Annotated in this window: 22 protein-coding genes; 6 read left to right on the top strand and 16 right to left on the bottom strand. The window is 44.5% G+C overall.

The annotated features are described in order from the left end of the window. The first annotated feature begins 230 nt into the window (after positions 1 to 230). Complete coding sequence (gene lldD / locus R7P64_RS01800) at positions 231 to 1,370, top strand: FMN-dependent L-lactate dehydrogenase LldD (RefSeq protein ID WP_005383962.1); 1,140 nt, start codon at positions 231 to 233, stop codon at positions 1,368 to 1,370. 90 nt (positions 1,371 to 1,460) lie between these two features. On the opposite strand, the gene R7P64_RS01795 is transcribed toward lldD, so the two are convergent. Then, positions 1,461 to 1,808 carry a helix-turn-helix domain-containing protein gene (locus R7P64_RS01795; protein WP_005375109.1) on the bottom strand — a complete coding sequence of 116 codons (348 nt, stop codon included), beginning with the start codon at positions 1,806 to 1,808 and terminating at the stop codon, positions 1,461 to 1,463. A 300-nt stretch (positions 1,809 to 2,108) separates the two neighbouring features. Between R7P64_RS01795 and R7P64_RS01790 the strand changes: the two genes are divergently transcribed. Next, entirely contained in the window at positions 2,109 to 3,212 is a 1,104-nt protein-coding gene (locus R7P64_RS01790; protein ID WP_262665810.1) for a mechanosensitive ion channel family protein, read from the top strand. 72 nt (positions 3,213 to 3,284) lie between these two features. Here R7P64_RS01790 and R7P64_RS01785 read toward each other — a convergent pair whose 3' ends face one another. From R7P64_RS01785 to R7P64_RS01735, 11 genes are all read right to left on the bottom strand, one after another. Then, the gene (locus R7P64_RS01785) at positions 3,285 to 4,004 is read right to left on the bottom strand and encodes a carbonic anhydrase (RefSeq protein ID WP_262665821.1); all 720 of its coding nucleotides are present in this window, start codon (positions 4,002 to 4,004) and stop codon (positions 3,285 to 3,287) included. Positions 4,005 to 4,145: 141 nt separating this feature from the next. Beyond that, entirely contained in the window at positions 4,146 to 5,114 is a 969-nt protein-coding gene (locus R7P64_RS01780; RefSeq protein WP_318118696.1) for a spore coat protein U domain-containing protein, read from the bottom strand. Beyond that, positions 5,111 to 7,537: a fimbria/pilus outer membrane usher protein gene (locus tag R7P64_RS01775; RefSeq protein WP_411912782.1), complete on the bottom strand. Its 2,427-nt coding sequence runs from the start codon at positions 7,535 to 7,537 to the stop codon at positions 5,111 to 5,113. The genes R7P64_RS01780 and R7P64_RS01775 overlap by 4 nt, the downstream gene beginning before the upstream one ends. Further along, positions 7,537 to 8,292, bottom strand: coding sequence for a molecular chaperone (locus R7P64_RS01770; protein ID WP_025768578.1), 756 nt, complete (start codon positions 8,290 to 8,292; stop codon positions 7,537 to 7,539). The genes R7P64_RS01775 and R7P64_RS01770 overlap by 1 nt, the downstream gene beginning before the upstream one ends. A gap of 20 nt (positions 8,293 to 8,312) precedes the next feature. Next, positions 8,313 to 8,759, bottom strand: a complete 447-nt coding sequence (locus R7P64_RS01765) for a spore coat U domain-containing protein (RefSeq protein WP_318123081.1) — start codon at positions 8,757 to 8,759, stop codon at positions 8,313 to 8,315. Positions 8,760 to 8,849: 90 nt separating this feature from the next. After that, complete coding sequence (locus R7P64_RS01760; protein ID WP_005375099.1) at positions 8,850 to 9,395, bottom strand: spore coat U domain-containing protein; 546 nt, start codon at positions 9,393 to 9,395, stop codon at positions 8,850 to 8,852. Positions 9,396 to 9,784: 389 nt separating this feature from the next. Continuing rightward, positions 9,785 to 10,816, bottom strand: a complete 1,032-nt coding sequence (tdh, locus tag R7P64_RS01755; RefSeq protein ID WP_132936289.1) for an L-threonine 3-dehydrogenase — start codon at positions 10,814 to 10,816, stop codon at positions 9,785 to 9,787. A 44-nt stretch (positions 10,817 to 10,860) separates the two neighbouring features. Beyond that, a complete protein-coding gene (locus tag R7P64_RS01750; protein WP_053307923.1) occupies positions 10,861 to 12,054 on the bottom strand; it encodes a glycine C-acetyltransferase in 1,194 nt (397 codons plus the stop codon). A gap of 212 nt (positions 12,055 to 12,266) precedes the next feature. Continuing rightward, positions 12,267 to 14,597 carry a putative bifunctional diguanylate cyclase/phosphodiesterase gene (locus tag R7P64_RS01745; protein WP_318118693.1) on the bottom strand — a complete coding sequence of 777 codons (2,331 nt, stop codon included), beginning with the start codon at positions 14,595 to 14,597 and terminating at the stop codon, positions 12,267 to 12,269. Continuing rightward, positions 14,594 to 15,526 carry a transporter substrate-binding domain-containing protein gene (locus R7P64_RS01740; protein ID WP_005375093.1) on the bottom strand — a complete coding sequence of 311 codons (933 nt, stop codon included), beginning with the start codon at positions 15,524 to 15,526 and terminating at the stop codon, positions 14,594 to 14,596. The genes R7P64_RS01745 and R7P64_RS01740 overlap by 4 nt, the downstream gene beginning before the upstream one ends. Before the next feature lie 61 nt (positions 15,527 to 15,587). Then, a complete protein-coding gene (locus R7P64_RS01735; protein WP_005375092.1) occupies positions 15,588 to 16,997 on the bottom strand; it encodes an aminotransferase class V-fold PLP-dependent enzyme in 1,410 nt (469 codons plus the stop codon). Positions 16,998 to 17,538: 541 nt separating this feature from the next. On the opposite strand from R7P64_RS01735, the gene R7P64_RS01730 reads away from it, so the two are divergent. Then, the gene (locus R7P64_RS01730) at positions 17,539 to 18,054 is read left to right on the top strand and encodes a superoxide dismutase family protein (RefSeq protein ID WP_005375091.1); all 516 of its coding nucleotides are present in this window, start codon (positions 17,539 to 17,541) and stop codon (positions 18,052 to 18,054) included. Between the two features lie 27 nt (positions 18,055 to 18,081). Here the strand turns inward: R7P64_RS01730 and R7P64_RS01725 are convergent, their stop codons facing one another. From R7P64_RS01725 to R7P64_RS01710, 4 genes are all read right to left on the bottom strand, one after another. Continuing rightward, positions 18,082 to 19,455, bottom strand: coding sequence for a sensor histidine kinase (locus R7P64_RS01725; protein ID WP_167415870.1), 1,374 nt, complete (start codon positions 19,453 to 19,455; stop codon positions 18,082 to 18,084). Positions 19,456 to 19,571: 116 nt separating this feature from the next. After that, complete coding sequence (locus R7P64_RS01720) at positions 19,572 to 20,303, bottom strand: response regulator transcription factor (protein WP_041053947.1); 732 nt, start codon at positions 20,301 to 20,303, stop codon at positions 19,572 to 19,574. 146 nt (positions 20,304 to 20,449) lie between these two features. Beyond that, positions 20,450 to 21,145 carry a spondin domain-containing protein gene (locus tag R7P64_RS01715; RefSeq protein ID WP_005383999.1) on the bottom strand — a complete coding sequence of 232 codons (696 nt, stop codon included), beginning with the start codon at positions 21,143 to 21,145 and terminating at the stop codon, positions 20,450 to 20,452. Between the two features lie 9 nt (positions 21,146 to 21,154). Continuing rightward, positions 21,155 to 21,838, bottom strand: coding sequence for a spondin domain-containing protein (locus R7P64_RS01710; RefSeq protein WP_151515308.1), 684 nt, complete (start codon positions 21,836 to 21,838; stop codon positions 21,155 to 21,157). A gap of 275 nt (positions 21,839 to 22,113) precedes the next feature. Here R7P64_RS01710 and R7P64_RS01705 point away from each other — a divergent pair, with 275 nt between their 5' ends. The 3 genes from R7P64_RS01705 (at position 22,114) to R7P64_RS01695 (ending at position 23,989) form a co-directional block, all read left to right on the top strand. Continuing rightward, the gene (locus tag R7P64_RS01705) at positions 22,114 to 22,587 is read left to right on the top strand and encodes a hypothetical protein (protein WP_318123080.1); all 474 of its coding nucleotides are present in this window, start codon (positions 22,114 to 22,116) and stop codon (positions 22,585 to 22,587) included. A gap of 77 nt (positions 22,588 to 22,664) precedes the next feature. Next, positions 22,665 to 23,594 carry a LysR family transcriptional regulator gene (locus R7P64_RS01700; protein ID WP_318103726.1) on the top strand — a complete coding sequence of 310 codons (930 nt, stop codon included), beginning with the start codon at positions 22,665 to 22,667 and terminating at the stop codon, positions 23,592 to 23,594. Between the two features lie 11 nt (positions 23,595 to 23,605). Continuing rightward, a complete protein-coding gene (locus tag R7P64_RS01695) occupies positions 23,606 to 23,989 on the top strand; it encodes a VOC family protein (protein ID WP_318123078.1) in 384 nt (127 codons plus the stop codon). Positions 23,990 to 24,007: the final 18 nt, after the last annotated feature.

Below are 24,007 nucleotides of genomic sequence, written 5' to 3'. Positions count from 1 at the left end.
TCAATTCCCCCGACAGCTGTGTCACCCTTTCCAGTTTGCATAACTGATTGAGTGATTTAAAAAATTTTTCAACCAATTATGTAAATGGGTTACCAACATCACCGGTTCAAACGTAAGTGAACCATAGGTAACTATACTCATTTTGATGTCTTCACTGCTTTGCGATGAAGGCTCAACGAAAGAGCAAATTGCTCCACAACTTTGCTTAGAATAACCGCTAGGACACCATTATGATTATCTCAGCTTCTACTGACTACCGCGCTGCCGCGAAAGCCAAGCTTCCCCCGTTTCTATTCCATTATATTGATGGCGGCTCTTACGACGAACGCACGCTGAAGCGTAATACTGACGATTTAGGTGATGTCGCTCTTCGCCAACGCGTCCTACGCGATATGACAGATTTGAGCCTCGAAACCGAGATCTTCGGTGAGAAACTGGCAATGCCAATCGCGCTAGCTCCTGTTGGTCTAACTGGTATGTACGCGCGCCGAGGCGAGGTGCAAGCAGCAAAAGCAGCCGAGAAAAAAGGCATCCCATTTACTATGTCGACTGTTTCGGTTTGTCCGATTGAAGAAGTCGCACCTGCAATTGAACGTCCAATGTGGTTCCAGCTTTACGTGCTTAAAGATCGTGGCTTTATGAAAAACGTACTTGAGCGTGCAAAAGCAGCAGGCGTAACAACGCTGGTGTTTACCGTTGATATGCCAGTTCCTGGCGCACGTTACCGTGACATGCACTCAGGTATGAGTGGCCCTAACGCGGCCATGCGTCGTGTATTCCAGGCGATGCGCCACCCAAGCTGGGCGCTGGATGTGGGTCTACTTGGTAAACCGCACGACTTAGGTAACATCTCAACTTATCGTGGCGAACCAACAAAGCTAGAAGATTACATCGGCTGGTTAGGCGCAAACTTCGACCCTTCTATCTCCTGGAAAGATCTTGAGTGGATTCGTGATTTTTGGGATGGCCCAATGGTTATCAAAGGCATTCTAGATGAAGAAGACGCGAAAGATGCGGTACGTTTCGGCGCAGATGGCATTGTGGTATCTAACCATGGTGGCCGTCAGTTAGATGGCGTACTTTCAAGTGCTAAAGCACTGCCAAGCATTGCGGATGCGGTAAAAGGTGATCTTAAGATCTTCGTAGACTCTGGTATTCGTACTGGTCTTGATGTCGTTCGTATGCTCGCACTTGGTGCAGACTGTACGCTTCTTGGCCGTTCATTTGTGTACGCATTGGCAGCACAAGGCGGAGCAGGCGTTGAAAATCTACTGGATCTGTACGATAAAGAAATGCGTGTAGCAATGACGCTGACTGGCGCTAAGTCTATCGCGGATCTTTCACGCGATTCGCTAGTGAAAATCCCATAATCTTTGCAATCGAGCAAAACAGAAACGAAAAAACGAGCCAACAGTGGCTCGTTTTTTATTGCTCTTCAACCCGATAATTTGACGAGCAAGCTAGCTAACTTGGTGAACGTACTCGATCACGACTTGGTTTCCGTCGATAAACACGTTACTGATATCGCCATCCACCGTCACACGATTTTGTAAATAAACGGTACCAGATGCAGATAGGTCACGCTCCGTCAAAGACGGAATCACCTGACCAGGACGTACATGTAGCTGCTCGCATAGCTGTTTTACAAAACCTAGCGTCAGTGGAGAATTACCACGTAACAAGCCAGAAAACTCGTGTAGACTCAAACCAAGGCGCTTCGCCATTTCCATTTGAGTGATGTGCATTTTGGCTTTTTGTGACATCCAGATGTCGTAGAGCGCGTTTCGATCCAGCTCTGTAAATTCCATATCTGCCTCCGCTAATTCAAGAGTCAATACACTCTCACACTTACTTAAGATAAATGTTAGCGATAAGTCAGAGAAGTTATAATTGATCGTCCAAATATCAACCCTCAATCATTGGTAGCGTACCTCTGAACATGCATGAGGCGGTCGCTCAGCAAAACGTAAAGGTAACTCTCTTGTCATTGGAAGGAAAAGTCCATCTCGGCGGTTTAGACATAAGTAAATGATTTAAAGGAAATCACTGGGGTGAAGGAGTAATATCTGCTACCTTTCCTTCCATGGTTCACTAGAAATAAGTTACATATGCCACAGTGGTTTACCGAATTACAAAGCTACATTGAAACGTCTCATCAAAATTGGAGTGGAAGCGTCCTTTTCATTACGCTCGCTAGCTTTATAGCTTGGATAGCTTGGCGGCTGATTCGCTCTCGCCTCGCTGCGCTCGTAGAGAAAACGCCCTTCCACTGGGATGACATGTTGCTTGATGCGCTAAAAGCGCCAGTCAGTACACTCATTTGGTGTTGGCCTGCAACCGTCTCTATCGGCATCATATTAGAGAGCGAGCTCAACGATAAAATAAACTGGTTAAGTACGCTGAAACTGATTTTAATCATCAGCATCTTCGTATGGACCGTTATGCGGCTCATTACCAATGTTGAAGAGCATGTTCTCGAACAAAAGAACCGAGATGAAACAACAGTACAAGCGATAGCTAAGGTCGCGCGCCTGTTCTTTATTACCGTCGGAATTCTAACCGTAATGCAGGCATTTGGTCTGTCACTATCGGGCCTACTTACCTTCGGTGGTGTTGGTGGTTTGATCGTCGGTTTAGCGGCGAAGGATTTGCTGTCTAACTTTTTTGGAGGTCTTATGATCTACTTCGATCGTCCATTTAAAGTTGGCGATTGGATCCGTTCTCCAGACCGACAAATAGAGGGGACGGTAGAACGCATTGGCTGGCGTATGACCATTATCCGAACTTTCGATAAGCGTCCACTGTATGTGCCAAACTCAGTGTTTAGCAGCATTGTCGTAGAAAACCCATCTCGCATGCTGAACCGACGTATCTACGAAAAAATTGGACTTCGTTACGACGATGCTGAAAAAATGCCGCAAATTATCACCGCGGTAAAAGAAATGCTGAAAAATCACAAAGACATTGATGCACGCCAAACACTTATCGTCAACTTCGATACATTCGGTCCATCATCATTGCACTTCTTTATCTATACCTTTACTAAAACCGTGAATTGGGTGAGATACCATGAGGTAAAGCAGGACATACTGCTTAAGGTAATCAACATCATTAAAGAACACGATGCAGATATCGCGTTCCCTACTCAGACGCTTAAGCTTGATCCTGTACAAATGGTAAAAGCGGAAGAGCAAGAAGATCACGGCTTCTAGTTCTCACCAATACCCAAATAATCAAGCCCGCTGTGTTTAAGCGGGCTTTTTATTTTTCTTTGCATGAAGTGGTTATTGTTGCGTTAACACCATACGTGCATTCAGCGGTTGGATTGGGCGATTGTTTTTCCCCATTACTTCCGAAAAAGATTTTATCTGCTCAGGAGAAATAGTTTGTGCTTCTTTCATCACGAACCAACGTACACCTTCAGAGCATGGCGGTGTCGTTAGTGAGCCGTTAAAGCGGTAGTAGTCTTTATCACTTGGGATAAGGGCATCAGCATCAAATGGAACCTTGATGGTAACATCTTGATCTTTAGTTGGAATGTTAGCTAGCATCTTAGCTAGATCTGGGTTCGCGTCACCCAGTTTAAAGAACACCGCGACAACAGCTAGATGACCTACTTTGTCGGCATGCACAAAGTGTACTTCTAATGGGTATTCTTTACCATCCACATGGTTTTCAGATGGCGTATGGAAGTGGAACTGTTTCAACATAAACTCTTTACCATCAATGGTGAGTGTGTTTTTACCTTCTAAGCCAGTCTGTAAAGTGTGACCGTTGTTCAGCAGTGAAATTGCCTTACCTTCGTAGTCGAAATTCAATTTTTCTAGCTTCGCTTCGGTCGCCGATTCAATGTTGATTGGGCTCTGGTTTTGACCTTTCGCGCACTCAGATGCAAACTCACCCCAATGAGCTGGCCCATGGTTTCCCTCGTAGCCCCAGCTTGCTGCATAAGCTGTTCCTGTAAATACCAGTGCCAAACCTAATGTTGTTAGTGACTTCTTCATCATTTTCCTTATTTCTGAAAGTTAAATTCCGTGAGAATAAAGCCATACTAATCTCACAAAATTAAGCAGTGACAGAGTGAAAACTATGATTACAAAAGATTTTTGGAATAGAAGCCTCTAATGATGTAATTGACATGATGCTCAAAATTGAACGTCAACGATTATTGAGTCGGTGTAAGTACCTGCAGGAGGGGTCGTTTGGCTGGTTAGTATCTGCGCGCGATAATTATAATTCTGTGGCGTGATACCATCCGGAATGGAGCCGCCAGTATCGACGTCACTGTGTTCACGACGTTCAGAACTGGTTCCTCCCCAGCGCTCCATCGTTGATGACTTATAGATTTCATACTCCAAATAGTGACCACTAGAAATCATTCGCCGCTGACCGCCGGACGCATTTAGGCCGTCATTCAAGCCAATGGAGAAGGAACTATTCTTGGTACAAGTTAACGATATAACCTGACTGACTGGCTCAAAACCGGCCACTAATGGGGACGAACCAAAATCAATATCTGGCGCCGTGATCATACAATCAGGGGTCACTTCCAACTCAACCGTAATCACGCTTTGAGCGCTGCCATTGGCGCGGCCAATGCATACCCCTAGAACCCCGATACCCTTACAGTAATCCCAAATCCAGGATACGGTGATTTGGTCTTTATAAGTCCCAGCGGAAAGATTACTACCCACTCCCGTCCGAGCATAGAGCGGAAACTCGGCTTGAGTGCCAAACAACCCGAGTAAATCGAGTAACCCGATTTCAAAAAAATTGTAAGTTTGGCCGAATACATACTCTTGTGAAAGACCTGGATCGCCAAAAATCTGATAGCTGAGCTCCGAACTCGGATCATCCTCATTTAATAGCAAACCATTATTTATGCTGTTAAACGTTGCTGATACGTAGTCGCCACTTAACAAAGACACAAGTGTAGAAAAGTCACACGTAATCCCCGCATGAGGCTGAGCTGAGCTTTGCTGCTGAGAGCTTGAAACAGTAAACGAAGAAACATTGCCAAACAAGATTAAAGGTGTTGCCGCCGTGAGCTGACAAGCCATTGTCGAGCACGAGAAAAAGAAAAGTAGGCTAGCAAGCCAGCGGCGCAAAATCATAGTGCGGCCTCTTCTTCGGCTTTGATACAAACCTGCTCAGGCAATGTTTGTATTTTTTGACTCTCACGCTGATACAACCCCTCAATAAACACTGTACATGGCGGCTGTCCTTGAGGATAAAACTGAATGTAGCGGCCTGGGTCAACGCCTTCAAAGTAGGTAAAACCATCCCAACCAATTTGGCTTGTTAAGCCCGTTTCTGAGCGGCCATATGTACCAATCGGAAGGAACAAATGATTTTCGTCTACCACCGTCATGCTCAGTGCAACTTGTAGCTCTATTGGGAACTCTAACAGGTAGCCGTAGCCCGAATGTATCGAAGCAAACTGCTCTGTTGCAGAAAACGCAGCATTGGCAGGTAAATTAAGTGGATCGATTTCATATTTGGCGGTGTAATACGCCGTAGCCCAAGGAACAAGTAAGTAACCTTCATCGTCTGTCACTCCGACAATTTGATTTTCATATTTAACCGGAATACCTTCAAAACCACTGGTGCTCACCACCGCGAAGCTGTCATACACTTCATTCGCCGGGAATATTTCTCCATCCAACGTAGAGACCGAACCTGCCATTTCCGCAAAATAATCATAGTCGCCACTGGTGCCATTTAACCCCGCTCTGAACTGCGCCCATGACGCACGGTAGGTCAAATCGGCCTGTTTACGGTTTTCTGGGTGTTCGTTAATATCATGCGCTAAATTGACGCCCCACCCACCTCGTATTGGCGCAAGGCGGCTGTAACCCACTCGCCCTCTAACATCGCCATCGTCCTCTCTTTTCAGCGTTAGCCCCGAACTTCCCCCCAAAGAACTGAAAGGTAGAGAGAATTGCGCCAGCGTAACACTCTGACCACCAATACTATGGTTGTAAGAAAGGGACATATTGATATTAAAAGGCAGGGCGTAGCTATAAGTAAGATTTAGGGTACGTGAATCTGAGTCGGATTGTTGAATATCAAAGTACCCACCAGAAAGTGAGCCCCAATCTCCCAAACGGACTCCCATATTGATTTGTGATAGATGGCGCGACGCGAGTGAAGCGTCCTTGCCTTCATCGAGCATTTCGTAATTTGGTAAATGAGATAAGGTATAAAAGTCGGCTTGTTCTACTTGAGTTCGAGCAGCGAAGCTAAACAGCCGAGACTGATAACTATAACCTAGCGCATATGAGGTAGATTGATCCTGAAAATTACTCACACGAAACGAGGCATCCACCGTACCCAAGTTGAAAGCATTGGTGACAAAGCCCAGCCCCGCAACGATCAGGTCATCTTTTGCTTCGGCTTGAGCTTCTAATGTTAACCAATCAGTCATGCCATGACGCAGAGCGGTAACCACGCCACCGTCTCCATAGTCGTTAGATGCATTACCGAAATTTTCTCTGATCGCACCAATACTCGCACTGTAAGATGTAAATCCGGTCTTGAGTAGATCGGAAGAGAGAAAAAATGGGCTGGTCATGACCGTTTGCTTACCTTGAGCATCCGTTGCAATTACCGTTGCTTCCCCAGCACCAGAGAGCATTGGAATATCGTTAATAATGAAAGGACCGGGCCCAACATTCATTGAGTCAGTTTTAAAGCCATTGATAAACAAATCTAACGTAGTGGGCGCTGTGACCTCACCGTAAAATGCAGGTAACGGCGTCGTCACGACATCCGGACGCATAGAGAAATCATGCGACAACTGAATACCCGCCAGTCTTACTGGTTGGCTCCAAGATAAAGGGCGAACAATATAGTCCCCTACCTCCATACGAATTCGCTTCTCTTGATTGACGTACTCGTAACTCGTATCAAAACGAGTGTACTGGCTGCTTTGCTGGGACTGAACATCGCGATGAAAGTTAGATTTAAATATCCCGGTAGTAGAAAAAACGCCAAACTCAGAAAAGGCTCTGACTTCATGATTTATAGAAACCTCCTTTTGTCGGCTTTCGTTCTCGTACACACCAAATACGTTGTAGTTAAGCAGGCCACCACGCCCAAACTGAGCCGGGGAAAATCGCCCCATATCCTGCGCTGATAAGCTCTGCATCGGTAACCAATTAGGCGGTACGTCAATTGCAAGTTGCAATGACGATTGCAAGTAACGCACGTTAACACCTGGGATAGACGTAACCTCAAGTCTCTCTTCGGTTCCAGGCAACGACTTGGCGGTAACCCCAACTGAAATGAGGTCCTCCCGGAGCAAAAAGAACTGATCGCCAACTCGCTCAACTTTCGCAACAAGCCCGGTTGCTCTTTGATTGATCACCAACTCCAGATTGAGGCTGATATTCTCAAACTTTTCTAAAGAGAAATTTTCAGGACTCGGTAGCTCAGAGAAGTGGTTTGCTGAATTTGCACAAAGACCAATACTGCTCCACGTTACGCTAAGTAATACCAACCAAAAGAAAGCATTCATTGTATTAAATCTATTCATTATTGCTTCAATGGTATTTGGTAACGTTTACCTCCAATATTCGCGCTCAAACTCAAGGGTCTGACATTACTATGGGGAATAGACCAAACCTTATACTGTTCAGGAAGAATATAGCCAGCTAGTCCATCGGAAATAACGACAGGATCTTTATTTGGTAGATTCAACTGTAAATTCACTAAGCGAACATGGTGTTTTCCTGAATTTTTAATGTGAACAAAACGCTGATTATTTTTCTTAATAAACTGTGCCTGTAAATCACCCCATAATTCACTGTCACGGTTTGGTTTTTGAGTATCAGTCAGCCCTTTCCCGTAAATAAACAAAGGTATCGAGTAACGCATTCGGACTTTTACAGCGAGTTCATTTTCCGTCAATTCTGTTTGAGGGTTTTGAGTTGGCGGTAATTCATCTATGATCACTCGGTATGCATACTCCTTACCCGCAGAGGCCTCATCTTGGTTGATGATGCGGATTAACTGCTTTTCACCTGGTTCAATTTTGACAAACGGAGGGGTTGCAATTAACTGGCTTTGACTTGAATAACTATCTTCTCCTTCGTTTTGTTCCCACTTAAAAATTCTCACCTGTAAATAAGAATCAACACTGCCTTTATTTACCATCCAAAGTGATGTTGCATTACTCTCCTCTGATATTTTGGGGTAAATCGGCCAAATTAATAATGAGTTAGCATTGGCATTTGAGAAAAAAACAAAAAGGAAGGTTATTAATAATAGTTTTTTGAGTATGAATTCCATTTCACCCCTCCAAAGTTCACTTACCACTCTAATGTCAGCGTAAGCGTATCCATATAAATTCCAGCCATTTCATTCCCATTTATTGTCGCCTTTGCCCAGATAGGAAACTGAATATTATCTGGGTCTTGGTTAGTATCGACGGAATATTGCGTGTCAATATCAAGCACCTGCGTGTAATTTAGATCCTGGAACAAAAAGTAATCTACCGTTGTCGCTTCTTCACTGTGCTTTAGCTTACGTACACCATCCGATGCATTCATCCCGCCATTTACGGAAACATTCATCGTAATACCCGGAGTACAGCTTAATGTGAGTGATGAACTGTAAGTGATGCTGCCTTGTACTTCCGTCGCGTAAACTGAAGAATGCTCACCAAAATCTAACGTGCCTATTTGCCCGGCTTGGGTTGCGCTTTCTTCTTGTACTGCGCCGTTAATCAAACAACCTGTATCTACGGTGGCAGACACCTAAAAAGTTTGTGTCGCATCAGCCAGCACAGTTAAAGAGCACAAACTCATCGCGACAAGTGAAAAGCCCCTAACAACCAGCGTCACGTTTTACCAGCTTAGCGTCACACTGATGGTATCGGAGTATGTACCGGCAATGCTGCTCGTACCGTAAGCTTTCGCAAAAAGCTCAATAGTTTGCGATGTTGCACTAGTAAATTCAGACAGAGCTACCGTCCCACCTTGTATAATTTGTGTGCTTCGGTCTGAGTCGGTAAACAACGTATAATCAATAAATTGCGCGCCATTTGACATCGCGTAGGTACCAACGGTCGCACTTGCATCATACAATCCGGTGCCCAATGTAAACGTCGGTGTCACACCATTACTACAAAGCACTTCAATACCCGTCGCACTACCACCATTTACCACACCATCTTGTTCACTGAAGATTGCAGGCACGTCTCCAAAAGCGAGTGAGCCAAAGCCAACGCCAGAAGCTGCATCTACCGCATTATTTCCATTAATCACACAACCTTGTACAAGGTTAATTGAAACATCAATCGTACCGCTCACTGACGCTCCACTCGCTTGCCAACTAAATGAGGTTAAGAGCAGAGGCATCATCAGATAAAATCTTTTCATATAAAGCTCCATTTTTACATTCCACTGTATATCGGTAACCTTTTTATTAGTTATAGCTCAATTATGACAAACCAAATGCATATAAAATGTAAAACAATAAAAAGAAGCAGGATAAGGATAAAGACGAACAGCAAATAAAAACATTAAACTTAAAAATGACGATTTTTAAGCATGTAATTCCAAATAATAACCACTAAAAACAAATGGTTATTATCTTATTCCAAATACAGAATTGACAATTAGTTAGAAGGTAGGGTGAAGTTGAGTGGAAAAAATCTAAAAAAAGTAGCAGAACGATACGAGAAGTTTAGAAAAGATTGGCGACCATTTCTTCCCGAAACAAAAATCTTCATGAAACAAAAATGCGCCCCAAAAAGGAGCGCATTTCTTACTTGAATAAGTTATTCCCAATCAAGAATAACCTTGCCTGACATGCCGCTGCGCATTACGTCGAAGCCTTCTTGGAAGTCATCAACCTTGTAGTGGTGCGTGATGATTGGCGATAGATCCAGACCAGATTGGATCAGTGAAGCCATCTTGTACCACGTTTCGAACATTTCGCGACCGTAGATACCTTTGATCACCAAGCCCTTGAAGATAACTTGGTTCCAGTCGATACCCATGTCTGATGGTGGAATACCGAGTAGTGCAATACGACCACCGTGGTTCATTGTGGTTAGCATTGAGTTGAATGCTGCTGGGTTACCAGACATTTCTAGACCTACGTCGAAGCCTTCTGTCATGCCTAGCTCAGACATTACGTCTTCTAGCTTCTCTTCAGCCACGTTTACTGCGCGTGTTACACCCATCTTACGAGCAAGTTCTAGACGGTATTCGTTCACGTCTGTGATCACTACGTGGCGAGCACCAACGTGCTTTGCTACTGCCGCTGCCATGATACCGATTGGGCCAGCACCTGTGATAAGCACGTCTTCGCCTACTAGGTCGAAAGAAAGTGCTGTGTGTACTGCGTTACCAAACGGGTCAAAGATAGACGCTAGATCGTCAGAGATGCCTTCAGGGATCTTGAACGCGTTGAACGCTGGGATCACTAGGTATTCTGCGAATGCACCTTCGCGGTTAACGCCCACACCAATCGTGTTACGACATAGGTGAGTACGGCCGCCACGACAGTTACGACAATGACCACACGTGATGTGACCTTCGCCAGATACGCGGTCACCGATTTCAAAGCCACGAACTTCCTGACCAATCGCAACCACTTCACCCACGTATTCGTGACCAACAACCATAGGCACTGGAATTGTCTTTTGTGACCATTCGTCCCAGTTGTAGATGTGTACGTCTGTACCACAGATAGCGGTTTTCTTAATTTTGATCAGAATATCGTTATGGCCAACTTCTGGTTTATCAACCTCAGTCATCCAGATGCCTTCTTCAGGCTTTAGCTTTGATAATGCTTTAATTTTCATAATGTAACCTTAATTAAAGGCCCTATTGTCTAAGGCCTAGAATCTTAAATAAGACCCATGTCCTTACCAACTTGGATGAACGCGTCGATTGCACGGTCTAGTTGCTCGCGAGAGTGCGCCGCAGACATTTGAGTACGGATACGTGCTTGACCTTTTGGTACTACAGGGAATGAGAAGCCGATTACGTAGATGCCTTTCTCCAGCGCACGCTCTGCGAATTCTGCTGCTACTTTTGCGTCACCAAGCATGATCGGAATGATTGCGTGGTCAGCACCACCCATTGTGAAGCCTGCGTCTTCCATACGAGTACGGAAGTGTGCTGCGTTTTCCCATAGACGGTCACGTAGGTCACCGCTCTCTTCTAGTAGGTCTAGAACGCGGATAGAAGCGCTTACGATTGCTGGTGCAACAGAGTTAGAGAATAGGTATGGACGAGAACGCTGACGTAGCCAGTCAATCACTTCCGCTTTACCAGATGTGTAACCGCCTGAAGCGCCGCCCATTGCTTTGCCTAGCGTACCAGTGATGATGTCGATACGGTCAACTACGTTGTGGTGCTCGTGCGTACCTGCACCTGTTTTGCCCATGAAGCCAACAGCGTGAGAGTCATCAACCATAGTCAACGCGCCGTACTTATCTGCTAGGTCACAGATAGCCGGAAGGTTTGCTACTACGCCATCCATTGAGAACACACCGTCCGTTACGATAAGAATGTGGCGAGCACCTGCTTCTTTCGCAGCGATCAGTTGTTGCTCTAGCTCTTCCATGTTGTTGTTTGAGTAGCGGAAACGCATTGCTTTACATAGACGAACACCATCGATGATTGACGCGTGGTTTAAAGCGTCAGAGATGATTGCGTCTTCTTTGCCTAGAATCGTTTCAAATAGGCCCGCGTTTGCGTCGAAACATGATGTGTAAAGAATCGTATCTTCTTTACCTAGGAACTTAGAAAGCTTCTGCTCAAGCTCTTTGTGGATGTCTTGCGTACCACAGATAAAACGTACTGAAGCCATACCAAAGCCGTGCTCGTCCATGCCTGCTTTACCCGCTTCGATAAGTGCCGGGTGGTTAGCAAGACCAAGGTAGTTGTTCGCACAGAAGTTTAGTACTTCTTCACCAGTAGAGATTTTAACAGCCGCTTGCTGTTGAGACGTGATGACACGCTCTGATTTGTAAAGGCCTTCCGCCTTTACTTCTTCGATTTGCTGCTGAATCTGTTGGTAGAATGCAGAAGACATTTGAAATTCCTTCCTAGTTATTTTGGCGAGTATTTACTCGTTTAGAATTAGGCTTAGCCTTTATGTGACGGGCGTCACGGGCTATCACTCATCAATTAATTGTAGTGTAATTCAAGGAAGGAGGAAGGATTATACCTTAAGGTGGAAAAGCATTAATGAATCCTAGGCACAAATTCAATTAATGCTTTTCTATGAGGTTGTTATAAAAGGAATTATAGCCAGGTAGGCTTAGCCAAAAGTGCTTCAAAGTCCTTAGCAGGTAATGGTCGGCTATAGTGGAAACCTTGTCCGAACTCACAGTTTAGGTTTTTCAGGTAATCCACATGACGCTGTTCTTCGATGCCTTCTGCGACGATCTTAAGATCCAGCGCTTTTGCCATTGCTATGATTACGTTCACAAGCTCGCGGTCTGAGTCGTTCTCGAACATATTTTGCATAAAGCTACGATCAATTTTTAAGCGGTCGAACGGAAACTTCTGCAAGTAACTCAGCGCAGAATAACCAGTACCAAAATCATCAATAGTAAGTTTGGTGCCTAACGCTCGTAAGTTATTAAGCATGTCTAATAGCTCAGAATCGTGATTGAAGAGGAGACTTTCTGTCACTTCAATATCGAACTTATTTGACGGAAGACCAGACTCCTCAAGGCTGTGTTTAATAAACGTAAGTAAGCGCTCGCAGTACCTAAATTGAACACTAGAAAAGTTTACAGAAACAAACAACGGAGTCAGACTTTGCCATTGTGCCGCTTGTCGACACGCTTGTTGAATAGCAAACTCACCAATTTGATGAATTAAACCATTTTTCTCTGCAATAGAGATAAACTCTTCAGGGTTTACGAATCCGTACTTGTCATCATTCCAACGCATTAGCGCTTCTGCCCCTACGATTTTACCACTACTCAGCTCAATAATTGGCTGATAATACAGCTCTAACAACTGATTGGAGATCGCACTTCTCAGACGATTTTCCAGATCTAAGTAGCGTTGCAAGTCTTGGTTCATATTATGGTTATAAAAACAAAAGCCATCACGCCCATCTTGTTTCGCCCGATACATTGCCATATCTGCACATGCAAGAAGCTGCTCAGCGTTGTCTCCGTCATCCGGGAACACAGACATTCCGACGCTGCTACTCAAGAAGAATTCATGGTTGCTCCAAACAAACGGATCGTTAAACGCCGAAAGTACACTTGAAGCAACTCGCTTTGCAGTATCATTATCAGGCAAATCAGGGATGACGAGTAAAAACTCATCCCCACCAATTCTCGCCAATAAGTCTGTTTTTCTTGCGACTTGATACAGTCGCTGAGCACTGAGTTTAAGGATTTCATCCCCAACAAAGTGTCCCATTGAATCGTTAATCTGCTTAAAGTGGTCTAAGTCGATGAACATCACCAAAACTTTAGACCCACTACGCGATGCCCTAATTAACTCCAAAGCCAATCGCTCGGAACCATAACTACGATTAGGTAAATTGGTTAATGTGTCATATTTAGCTTGGAAGGCGAGTTCTTTTTCAGACGCTTTTCGACGTTCAATTTCGTTCGTTAATTTTTTATTCTGTTGAGAAAGAATATCTTTACGCTTTTTTTCTTCCTCAAGCTTAATTTTCAATTCAATCCTATTATTGTTCGTGATGAATGCATAACATAAAGCAATGACGATCATAACGGCGAGAATACTCAAACCAATAATAAAGAGCCGTGATGTAAATATATCTCGTTCACTCAAAGGCTCGAACCACGCCATCAATTTGAAGTGATGTTTATCCACAGGCACTTCAAAGTAAATTTTTCCGTCTATAGCCTCAGAAACGAAATAGTTCTCATCCTTATTGTGAGAAGGTGTTTTATTTATGGTATCCCATACAACCATTTCCACGTCTTTTATTTTTAGCACCATTCGGCTATAACTATCTTCGTGTTCTTGGTTAGTAAGTTGGTCAATAACAATATTCTTATTAAGATCGGCAATTAAAAAGGCAACAGGCTTTCCGGAGAACTTAACTTGCTTAATGACTTGAATGCGAACGTCATCATTGTATCGCGTCGCACAAACCTCTTCGGGATGCCCGTGTTGAGTCATTAAGGTTTGTATGTCCATTTTGTGCTCGGCAAGGTTTTCAGATCCAGTGGTGACAATGGTGACTCCATCACTGCCGACCAGCGTGAGCTTCTTATAGATTTGGCTGCTATTAATTAGCTTACTGTCTATCTTCTCATCGAAGCGACGCTTTAAATTAATTAGACTGGCACCTAATCCATACTCCATTGACATGCCAGAAGCTAAATTACCAAAGAATGTTTGTATTGTTTTATCTGTAGCTAGATTATCAACATCTTCACTCGCTATGGTAAATAAATTATCGAGTGTGCTTGCATAACTTTTAACTTTTAAATCTAGTTCTCTGTATTGAGATTCTTTTAACTTATTTTGACCTACGCTAGTCACAGTAATAAGCATAGCTAAGTAAATTGAAACTAATATTGCGCTTATTGTAATAAATCTTTTACTGGAAAATTTTTTAACGGCCTTATTCATCGGACTTTCTTTTTATCTTCTATAAAGTAATCGTTATAAAAGTAGTAAATAGATGGATAGTATTTTTTTACTAGTTTTTCGTATGAACCGTCTTTTTTTATCGAGTCTAAATAACGATCAAATGCTTTGCGTAATTCAGGGGAATTTTTACGGAATGCAACAGCCATTTTTTGATTTTCAGATATAGGGCCAATGACTTTTATTTCACCCGGCCATTTTTCGAGGGCAATTAGCGTATCCGCAACATCTAATAATGTGCTTTCCGCATCATTTTTCATTATCGCTGGAACCATCTCATTAAGGAGACGCGCCCCATCAGGTAATATAACTTTTGCACCTGTGTCATATAAGTCATAAAGGTTAGGATCCAAGCAAGAATGTTCTAAAGCTAACACTTCGCGACCATCGATCAGCTGCTTGACGTTTTTAACATCTTCATCGACCGACCCACTTGGTTTAATCGGGCTCAGACTAGAGTCGGATCTGGAAACCAACCATACACCTGAAGGAAAATAATCTTGTGAAAAATCGACAACCTCAGAGCGCCAATCAAGAATAGTAACGCCATTTGCGATCAAATCGCCTTCAATTGGAACACTTTCTCCGACAACAGCCTGCTTGTTGTGATATTGCACATTTTGCCCTGTCAACTTACCAACCACGTCGCTCCACTGTGCTGGAACATACTGGTACTGAACACCTAACGACTTGGCAAAACCTTTTATTATCTCTACATCCAAGCCAGTCAAAGTTTCCACTTCACCTTGTTCAATATAGGAGACAAAGTTAGCGTACGGGACACCAATATGACGCAGTACACCGCGTTCACGGATTTGTTGTAAATCGTCTGACCAAGCGGCAGACGACGCAACAGAGGTAACCATGAGCGCCACCGTCGCTAAAGTTCTTTTGAATGTTATGACTGACATAATAATATCCTTACCTTTCACAAAGCGCCCAATAATGGGCGCTTTGTGATAAACAACGATGTTAGAACGACGAGTAATACAAATTCGTCATCGCCACTACGAGCCCTTCCACATCTTGTTCGTCATGGAACAAATGCGTAGAGATACGCAGCGCGTAAGTATCAAAGTCATCATCCTTATGCAGCTTAAAGCTAGTCGTACGGATGATGTAACCATACTCTTCACGTAAACGATCTCGGAATTCCGTCAGTATCTCTTCATTAGTTACATCGGAGAACGGGTTAACCGTCGTTAAGCCACTGGTTAAGCCTTCCACGTTTGGTGAATACATTTTGGCTTGTGGTAAGTACTCTTGAAGCAAGGTTTTACATAAACTACCAAGGCTTACAACTCGCTCTTCGATACGGTCTCGACCAATCTCATCCCACATTTTGCAACTATCAACTAGTGCTTGTTTCGCAGGATAGTTATCGTTACCAATGTATTGCATTTGCAGCTGTTTACCCAGGTAATCAGCATGAGAAAGTGAGGAGTTGATCAACCATAACGGGTTCTCTCGGTCACTCCAATACTCATTCAAACGGTTACCGTTATCACGAACATACAGAATACCCGTCGCGCCCGGACCACACTGCCACTTATGACCAGATCCTGCATAGAAATCACAATCCATATCGTGGAAATCAAGGTCAAACATACCGACCGTATGCGCGCCATCAACAAGAGTAGGTACACCATACTCTTTTGCTAAAGCACAAATGGCTTTTGCTGGTAGCGCGGTTCCTGTTTTGTATGTGATATGAGAGAAAACAATTAGGCGAACGTTTTGATTCGCATCAAGCGCGTCTCGGAACGCTTGAATGTAATCTTGCTCAGAAACGTTTTCGGTACCAGTAAATACTGGTAGTTGAATTTCTACCACATCCACACCAAAACGATGTTTCGCTACGTTCATAGGTGATGTTGCAGCAATATGTTCATGGTGTGTCGTTAGAATCACATCACCTGGTTCAAAGTGTAAGCCATTAATGATCGAGCATAAGCCATCAGTAGTGTTGCGGCTGAGAATGATCTCTTCTGGGTTAGCACCAAAACCTGGTGCGACGTCTTTAACCATCTCAGAAACATACGGCCAAGAGCCAAATTTGCCTTTCATATCCCAAGGGTATTTAGCCACCAGCTTGTTGTTATGCTCGTAATCTTCAAGAACATGTTTTGGCATTGAACCTGTTGTACCAATGTTCATGTAAGTGGTTCGTTTATCCAAAACGAACTGTCTTCGCACTTTACGCCAGAAGCGCTTATCGTGTTTTCTACCTAGCCCGCGGCTGCTCCAATCAATTTTCTGTTCTCGTGCTTGAGCTACGCCTGAGAAAGCGGAAGCACTCACACCAGCAACAACAGCTCCTGTTGCGCCTTTCAGAAAATTACGGCGGCTGCTATTAGTCTGAATAGATTCCTTGTCTTTCATCTTTTTCAATCCTTGTCGGAAATTAGCCATATTATTAATTTTAAGTGCGTAACTATCTGTTACTAAAACATTATTACCCATTACAATCAGAGTTTAATTTTTTCCTCTGCCATTAAGTGACTTTAGTTCCAATTTTTTATCTTATTTGATGATATAAGCAACAGTTTGACCACAAATCTATAAACAACAATGTTCACATTAATATATTCGTTAATTTGATTATTCTTTATTGCGGACAATTCCACCAAATTCTTTATAAAACAATTATGAGCTTTGTTATAAAGTCATTAAAAATTTAACTTTGCGTTAATTTAAAAATATTCAGGCTATTTTAAGATTGGCGTCTATTCTTTTTATATCTTAACGATCTCAACATGTTAAGACTAAATAAAAGAAAGCTGATTTCGGATCGAGATATCAGTTTAAGACCATAAAGTGATACACATCACTCTATGACATAAACTCACCGCTCAACAGACATAAGTAAAACAGGTTTTCACTAATATGTGCTTGAGCGTACACCCTAAAAGAAGGAGGTCCCATGTTAAAAGGATTGCTATGCATTTCAGTTGCATCCGCTCTTGTCGCCGCCCCTAACGCGCTAGCAAAAACGGTAGAAATGACTGCTCTCAACACCAATGAGAGCGCTGGTACCATTGAGATTTCACAAAGTGATTATGGCGTTGTTTTTACGCCTCAATTATCAGGTTTGTCAGCAGGTGTGCACGGTTTCCATGTTCACACTAATCCATCTTGCGATAGCATAGAAAAGGATGACAAAACCGTATTAGGCGGCGCAGCAGGTGGCCATTATGATCCTAACAACACAGGGAAGCATGGCTATCCTTGGACCGATGACAATCATTTAGGCGACTTGCCTCCACTCTATGTGGACATGGACGGCAATGCCAATCAGCCCGTTGTCGCGCCTCGCCTAAAATTATCGGATTTAAAAGGTCGAGCGTTAATGATCCATGCAGGTGGTGACAATCACTCCGATCACCCAAGTAAGCTAGGTGGTGGCGGCGCTCGCGTCGTATGTGGTGTTATTGAATAAACATTAACTTATGTCTCACACTTCTCTTTAGATTGCGAGAAGTGTGAACTTCTGTTGATATTGAGAGGATGTTGCATTGGTCTCAAGGTAGCTGTGGTGAAGCATTAAGATCGATTGGACAATCTTCGTCCCAATCCCCAAAGAACCGCCCTCCGCTTCTTCCTCGATATGATTAACGAAGGTAAAGTGGATACGCGACTTATCCTCACTCAAATGCGCTTGGCAATGCACTTCCGAACCAATTGGGCTGTGGCGTAAAGCATTTTCAAGTAAGTTAAGCACCAACCGCTCCAATAGCCCCTTATCACCCACGGTTTGGATTTCGCTATCGATATCCACTTTCAACACCACTTCTTTACGAGAAAACTGGCTCTGCATCGTTTCGGCACATTCTGCCATCAACGTGCCAAGATCCACGGGGCGGTACTCGTAGTTTGGCATTGGAGCTTCTTTACGCGCTGCGTCTAATAGAGAGTGCAATTGAGTTGAGAGCTTCTCACAATTTCGAAAAGCAACGTCAATCAAAGGATCGGATTCAGGATGTTGCAAACGCCATGTTTCCAAATAGCCAAGCACACTCGATAACGGCGTTTTTAAATCGTGACTGAGCTGCAACAAGCTTTGACGACGATGAGACGATTGATACTCCAACTGTAAAAATTGCTGCTGAATGTGCTTCGCCATCATCTGATAAGAGTGAGCAATCGGCACGAGTTCTGGCACTTGGTGAGTAAAATCAGGTTGCAGGCGGAAATCATGTTCAGCTTGTTGTTGAAGTTGCTTGGTCACACGTTCAATCGGATTCAATAGACTACGTTTGACCAGCACATAAGCCCCGAGGGCAAAGCCTAAAATGGACACTAAGACCAATCCTGCCAGCGCGATGTAAGGAGTATCGACTTGAGCATTGGCAATGGCGTCATGTCGGGTACTGCCAATCACCACGTAGAGATAACCGATCGTAGAGCCTAATTCTTCTATCGCAGCGACAGAAAAGACTTTGTGCTCGCCACGATTACGTGGGTCTTCACCCAAAATAGGAAAAGGCTGGTCATTTAAGAATTGCTTAATGGGATTGAGATCCACCTTCCCCATGATCTCCGCCCCTTCCGGTGCTGCATGAGTGGTGATGTTGCCTTGGCTATCAAGGAAGTAGATTTCAAAATCAGGGCCGATCAGCATGAGCGTGTGAAAAATCGACTTAAGTGCTTTAGGGTTGTAATCCGTCCCGATCATCAGCGGATTATCGTCACGCATATGGCTAGCTAGCTCTTTATGCAGGCTTTGCTTAGTGCGTAACTCAATGGTTTCTTTTTGCCAATTGTAAGTCAGTGCAATCACCACCGCCGCGAGGCAAAACCACAAGCTAGTAAATACTACCAAGCGAGATTTGAAGCTCATCCTATCGCCTCCTTAAACAGCGGTGTTTTTGAAACACCCGTGATGATTGAAAAATGACGGTGAAAACAACTGCCGACTTACTGTCTTGGCTTGATGTTTTGACTTACTTTCTTGCATTAGTGTCTTGGTTGAAACTTATATCCAACACCCCACACGGTTTGAATGAAGTGATGATCAGAATCAGACAACGACAACTTGCTACGTAAACGGTTTATGGTGCTACACACCGTGTGGTGATAACCAGAATGACTGGTGTTCCATACGTGATCGAGCAATTCATCTTTACTGTAGACTCTGCCCGGGCGAGTCGCGAGAAACTGCAGCAAAGTAAACTCTGTCGCGGTAAGAGTGACATCCTTGTCGTTTAGGGATACTTGGTGCAACTCCGGAATGATTCTCAGCGGACCAAAATCCATCGCATCGTCGAGGACTTCATTTGCCACCTTTGCTTCTGCGGTTTGGCTGACTCTGCGTAACACGTTTCGCACTCGTGCTTGGAATTCTAATACGCTAAATGGCTTAGTGATGTAGTCATCAACGCCCGCTTCTAAACCGTCAACCTTGTCCATTTCACCGTCTCTGGCTGTCAGCATGAGCACTGGACTCCAATCTTGTTGCTGACGCAAATAATGACAGATGTCTAGACCATCACCATCTGGTAAACCTCGGTCAAGGATCAATAAATCAAAGGGTTGTTGCTGGTATTGCGTTTTAGCATCGGCGACATTTGTTGCTCGCGACACTTGGTGTCCTTGAAACTTGAGATGCATCTGAACCAGTTCTGCCAAATCATCGTCATCTTCCACCAACAAGATGTTCGCGACTAAATTGATTGCCTGTTGTTCCATGGTCCTTTCCTTGCCTTCGAGTATCCTCACTTTGCACATGACCGGAACAAATTAGAAATTCTTTCAAAAAAGGTTCCGATGACGCCATGAGGGATAAAGCGCTCGGCTACAAGCGCTTTGGAAAGGAGACGTCATCGGAGCCTGTGTTACTCGACTCGAGTGATGGTGACTTTCGCACCTGGGTTCAAGAAACGATGGTTCGCAGAAAGTGCTGAGTTTGCTAATCCGTCATCTTGGCTAACAACACCCGCATGGAATGCAACAACGTCATTGCTGTCATTACGAGCGGCATTGAAACCCTCACCGCCACCTGCTGGGCCCGGAATGGTTGCAGCAAGTTCATCGTTCAGCTCTGTGCCGGAATCCCAAACGTTCATGCTCATTTCGTAGCTTTCACCCACTGCGAGCGATTTGAGCGATAGCCCCGTTTCACCAACAAATGCATCGTTGGTATTCACAAACATAGACGCCACAGACAAGTAACCGTAACGACTAGGGTCAACCGTGATGGTGACTTCGTCCGATGCGCCAGGCAACACCAATCCATTGCCCGAAATACCTTGGTAAACACTGTCATTGCTGTTCATCAACTCAATCAGCTCAGCGTTACTACCGCCTTCGGCAAGATGCTCAAGTTCAACAGATGCCGCTTGTCCAATTTCAAACAGTTGGTAGTCACCATTGTGAGTGAGTACCGCGAGCGGAGACATAGGTTGATTCGCAGTCAAGTTCGCCACGTTGACGGTGTAGCGGTACGATTTCACTACGTCATTATCATCATCGCTTGGACAACCGGCGAGCAAGCCGACTGAAGCTGCTACTAGTAAGATTCTGTATTTCATACATCCCCCTTACTTCACAACGATTGTGATGGTTGCGACTGGGTTTAACCAACGATGGCTACTGCTGTCTAGGTCACTGATGCCGCCAGATGGGTCGCTATCACCAAGGTTACCCGGATGCACGTGAACTTTGTCGTTAGTTACCGTTGCTTCAACGCCTGTGCCGCCAGTACCAAAGGTAATGAAAGGTGGGTTTGGCATGCTAGACGCAAGCTCATCGTTCGCTTCTGTACCAGCATCGTAACTTCTTAGCGTTGCTCGGTATGTACCCGCTTCCGTTGGAATCTTCCAGCTATCTAGACCGACGAAACCGTCATTGGTTGGCAGCAGCATCGCGCTCAAAGAAAGATAACCGTGGTCGCCACTGTCCAAGGTGAAGGTGGTTGCAACACCCGGATTCAAAATGCCACCAGCAGGATTCTCAACCACCGCACCACCAGCGTTACCAATCACACTAGCAAGACCAGAGATATCACCGCCTTCTGCCATTGCTTCTAGTTCTGGCGTTGCTGCTTGACCCGTTCTGAACATTTGAAGATCAGAACCATGTGCAGCGACAATAAGTGGCGTAAAGTAGATGCCTTTGGTTGCGTTTGTCACGGTGATTTCCAATTCCGCCGCATTCACTGATGCAGAGCCTAGTGCCATAGCGACTGAAGTCATGACGAGTCCGAGTTGGGTACGTTTTTTCATTGTGATTCCATCCTTTAATGAGGGTTGAACTACCCAAGCCCATGTGTACGGCTTTACTTCTTTGTTCGTGACTTGAGTAGGTTAAGCATTACGTTTCGAACGTTTTGCGTTCTTGCCTCTAAGAATGACGAGCAAATCTATCAGCAACTTCATCGAATTCTCATAAAATTCTCACAAGTTCTGTTCGAATTCTGTCAACAGCACTTTTTGTATTTACACGTCGCGCTTTCCCCTCCTAAAATGCAGTATTCCCTGTTTAAATCACGATTCTCACCATGATTCATAACGTACTGGCTGCCTACCATGGCGAAATCTACGGCAACGCTTTTTTCAACCACTACTTGAGCCATTACGCCCAAAGTGAACAACAAACGCTGTGGCAAACCTTGATTAAAGTGGAAGAGCTCACTGCAGAAAAGCTCAGACCTGTACTGCAAACAAATGGCATAGATATCGAAAGTCGACACCAAGAGATGCTAGATAAAGGCTTGGCAGATGCAACCAAGTGGATTGGTTTACCATGGCAAGAGTTGGTGGAGACTCTTCTGAAGTGGGTAGAACCTTATGAGGTTAAGTATCGAGAGTGGCATGAAGAAGTGAACGCTTCACAGCAGTATTCAATCGCTGAGCGAGAAGCTATCGAGTTAATTACAGACCATGAAACGGCCATTTATCACTGTTGGCAGCAATACCATACTGGTGAGTCTGGCTTGCCTGCACTCAATGCATTTTTGGCAAAATATAGTTAAAGCGAGACGGTTATACTTGAACCTCGTGAAACCGTACCAGACAATATCGTTATTCCGCTGCGCAGAACTGAACAATTATGGTTAATCCAAAACTCATAGCCCTACTTCCTGATCTTGCTTCGTTTATCTTGGTGGTAAACGAAGGCAGTTTTACCGCTGCAGCCAAACAACTCGGCGTAACGCCATCGGCTTTAAGTAAGTTGATCACACGGTTGGAGCAAGCCCTCTCGGTCAAACTGTTTGAACGCACAACTCGTAAGTTGATCATCACTCAAGCTGGACAAAAGGTTTACGACCAAAGCATCGCAATGGTGAATGCCGCGCAGCAAGCCGTTGAGTTATCTGCAGAAGATCATACCGAGCCAACAGGTGCGCTCACAGTTGCAGCCCCTGAAGCGTTTCTTAATTCGGTGCTTCAACCGTTTGTGTTGCCATTCCTAGAGCGTTATCCAAATATACAGCTTAAGCTGCGTGCAGCAGACGGTGAGATCGATCTGTTCCGCCAAGGTATTGATGTCGCGTTTAAGCTCACCGACAAACCCGATGAGAATCTGGTACTCAAAGAGATCAGCAAGACCAATCTCGTTTTATGTGCCTCTCCAGATTACCTCACCAAACACGGTATGCCTGAGCATCCCACTGAGCTTGAACAGCACGACTGCATTTACCTTGCCGAGAACGACAAAGACAACATCTGGTCGTTCTTTAAAGAGGAAGCCTTTCATTCGATTGCCGTGAGTGGGCGCTACGCCGTCAACCATTCTCAAATGCGCTTGAACGGGGTTAAGTCTGGCTTGGGAATTGGGATCTTCCATGACTTCGTGATCAAAGACGCGTTAGAGCAAGGGGAAGTGGTGGAAGTATTGCCGGATTGGATGATCAAGAGTAACTACCACGGCGCTATCGCGATGCAGTATGCACAAACCAAATACATGCCTGCTCGCCTGCGCGTGTTTATCGACTTCGTTAAGGAGCATTTAGTCTCCGACGATACTAACCATGCTTGAAGAGGCTAACCATGTTTAATGCCATTCATCACGTCGCGATCATTTGCAGCGATTACCCAAGGTCAAAACGCTTTGACACTGAAGTGTTGGGATTGAAAGTCATTGCTGAAAACTATCGTGAAACCAGAGACTCCTACAAGCTTGACCTCGCTTTACCTGACGGCAGCCAAGTGGAACTGTTTAGCTTTCCGGGGGCACCCAATAGACCGAGCTTTCCTGAAGCACAAGGGCTACGACATCTCGCGTTTTTGGTTGATGATGTTGAGCAAGTAAAAGCCTACCTAGAATCGAATGACGTTGAAGTTGAACCAATTCGTATTGACGAATTCACAGGCAAAGCCTTTACCTTCTTCCAAGACCCAGATGGCTTGCCGCTTGAGATTTACCAGAAATAAAAAGAGCCAGCACGTCGC

Source organism: Vibrio sp. 2304, assembly GCF_033339475.1.
In the GTDB taxonomy this organism is placed as follows: Bacteria; Pseudomonadota; Gammaproteobacteria; order Enterobacterales; family Vibrionaceae; genus Vibrio; species Vibrio alginolyticus.
This window is presented reverse-complemented; position numbering and strand designations above follow the sequence as displayed.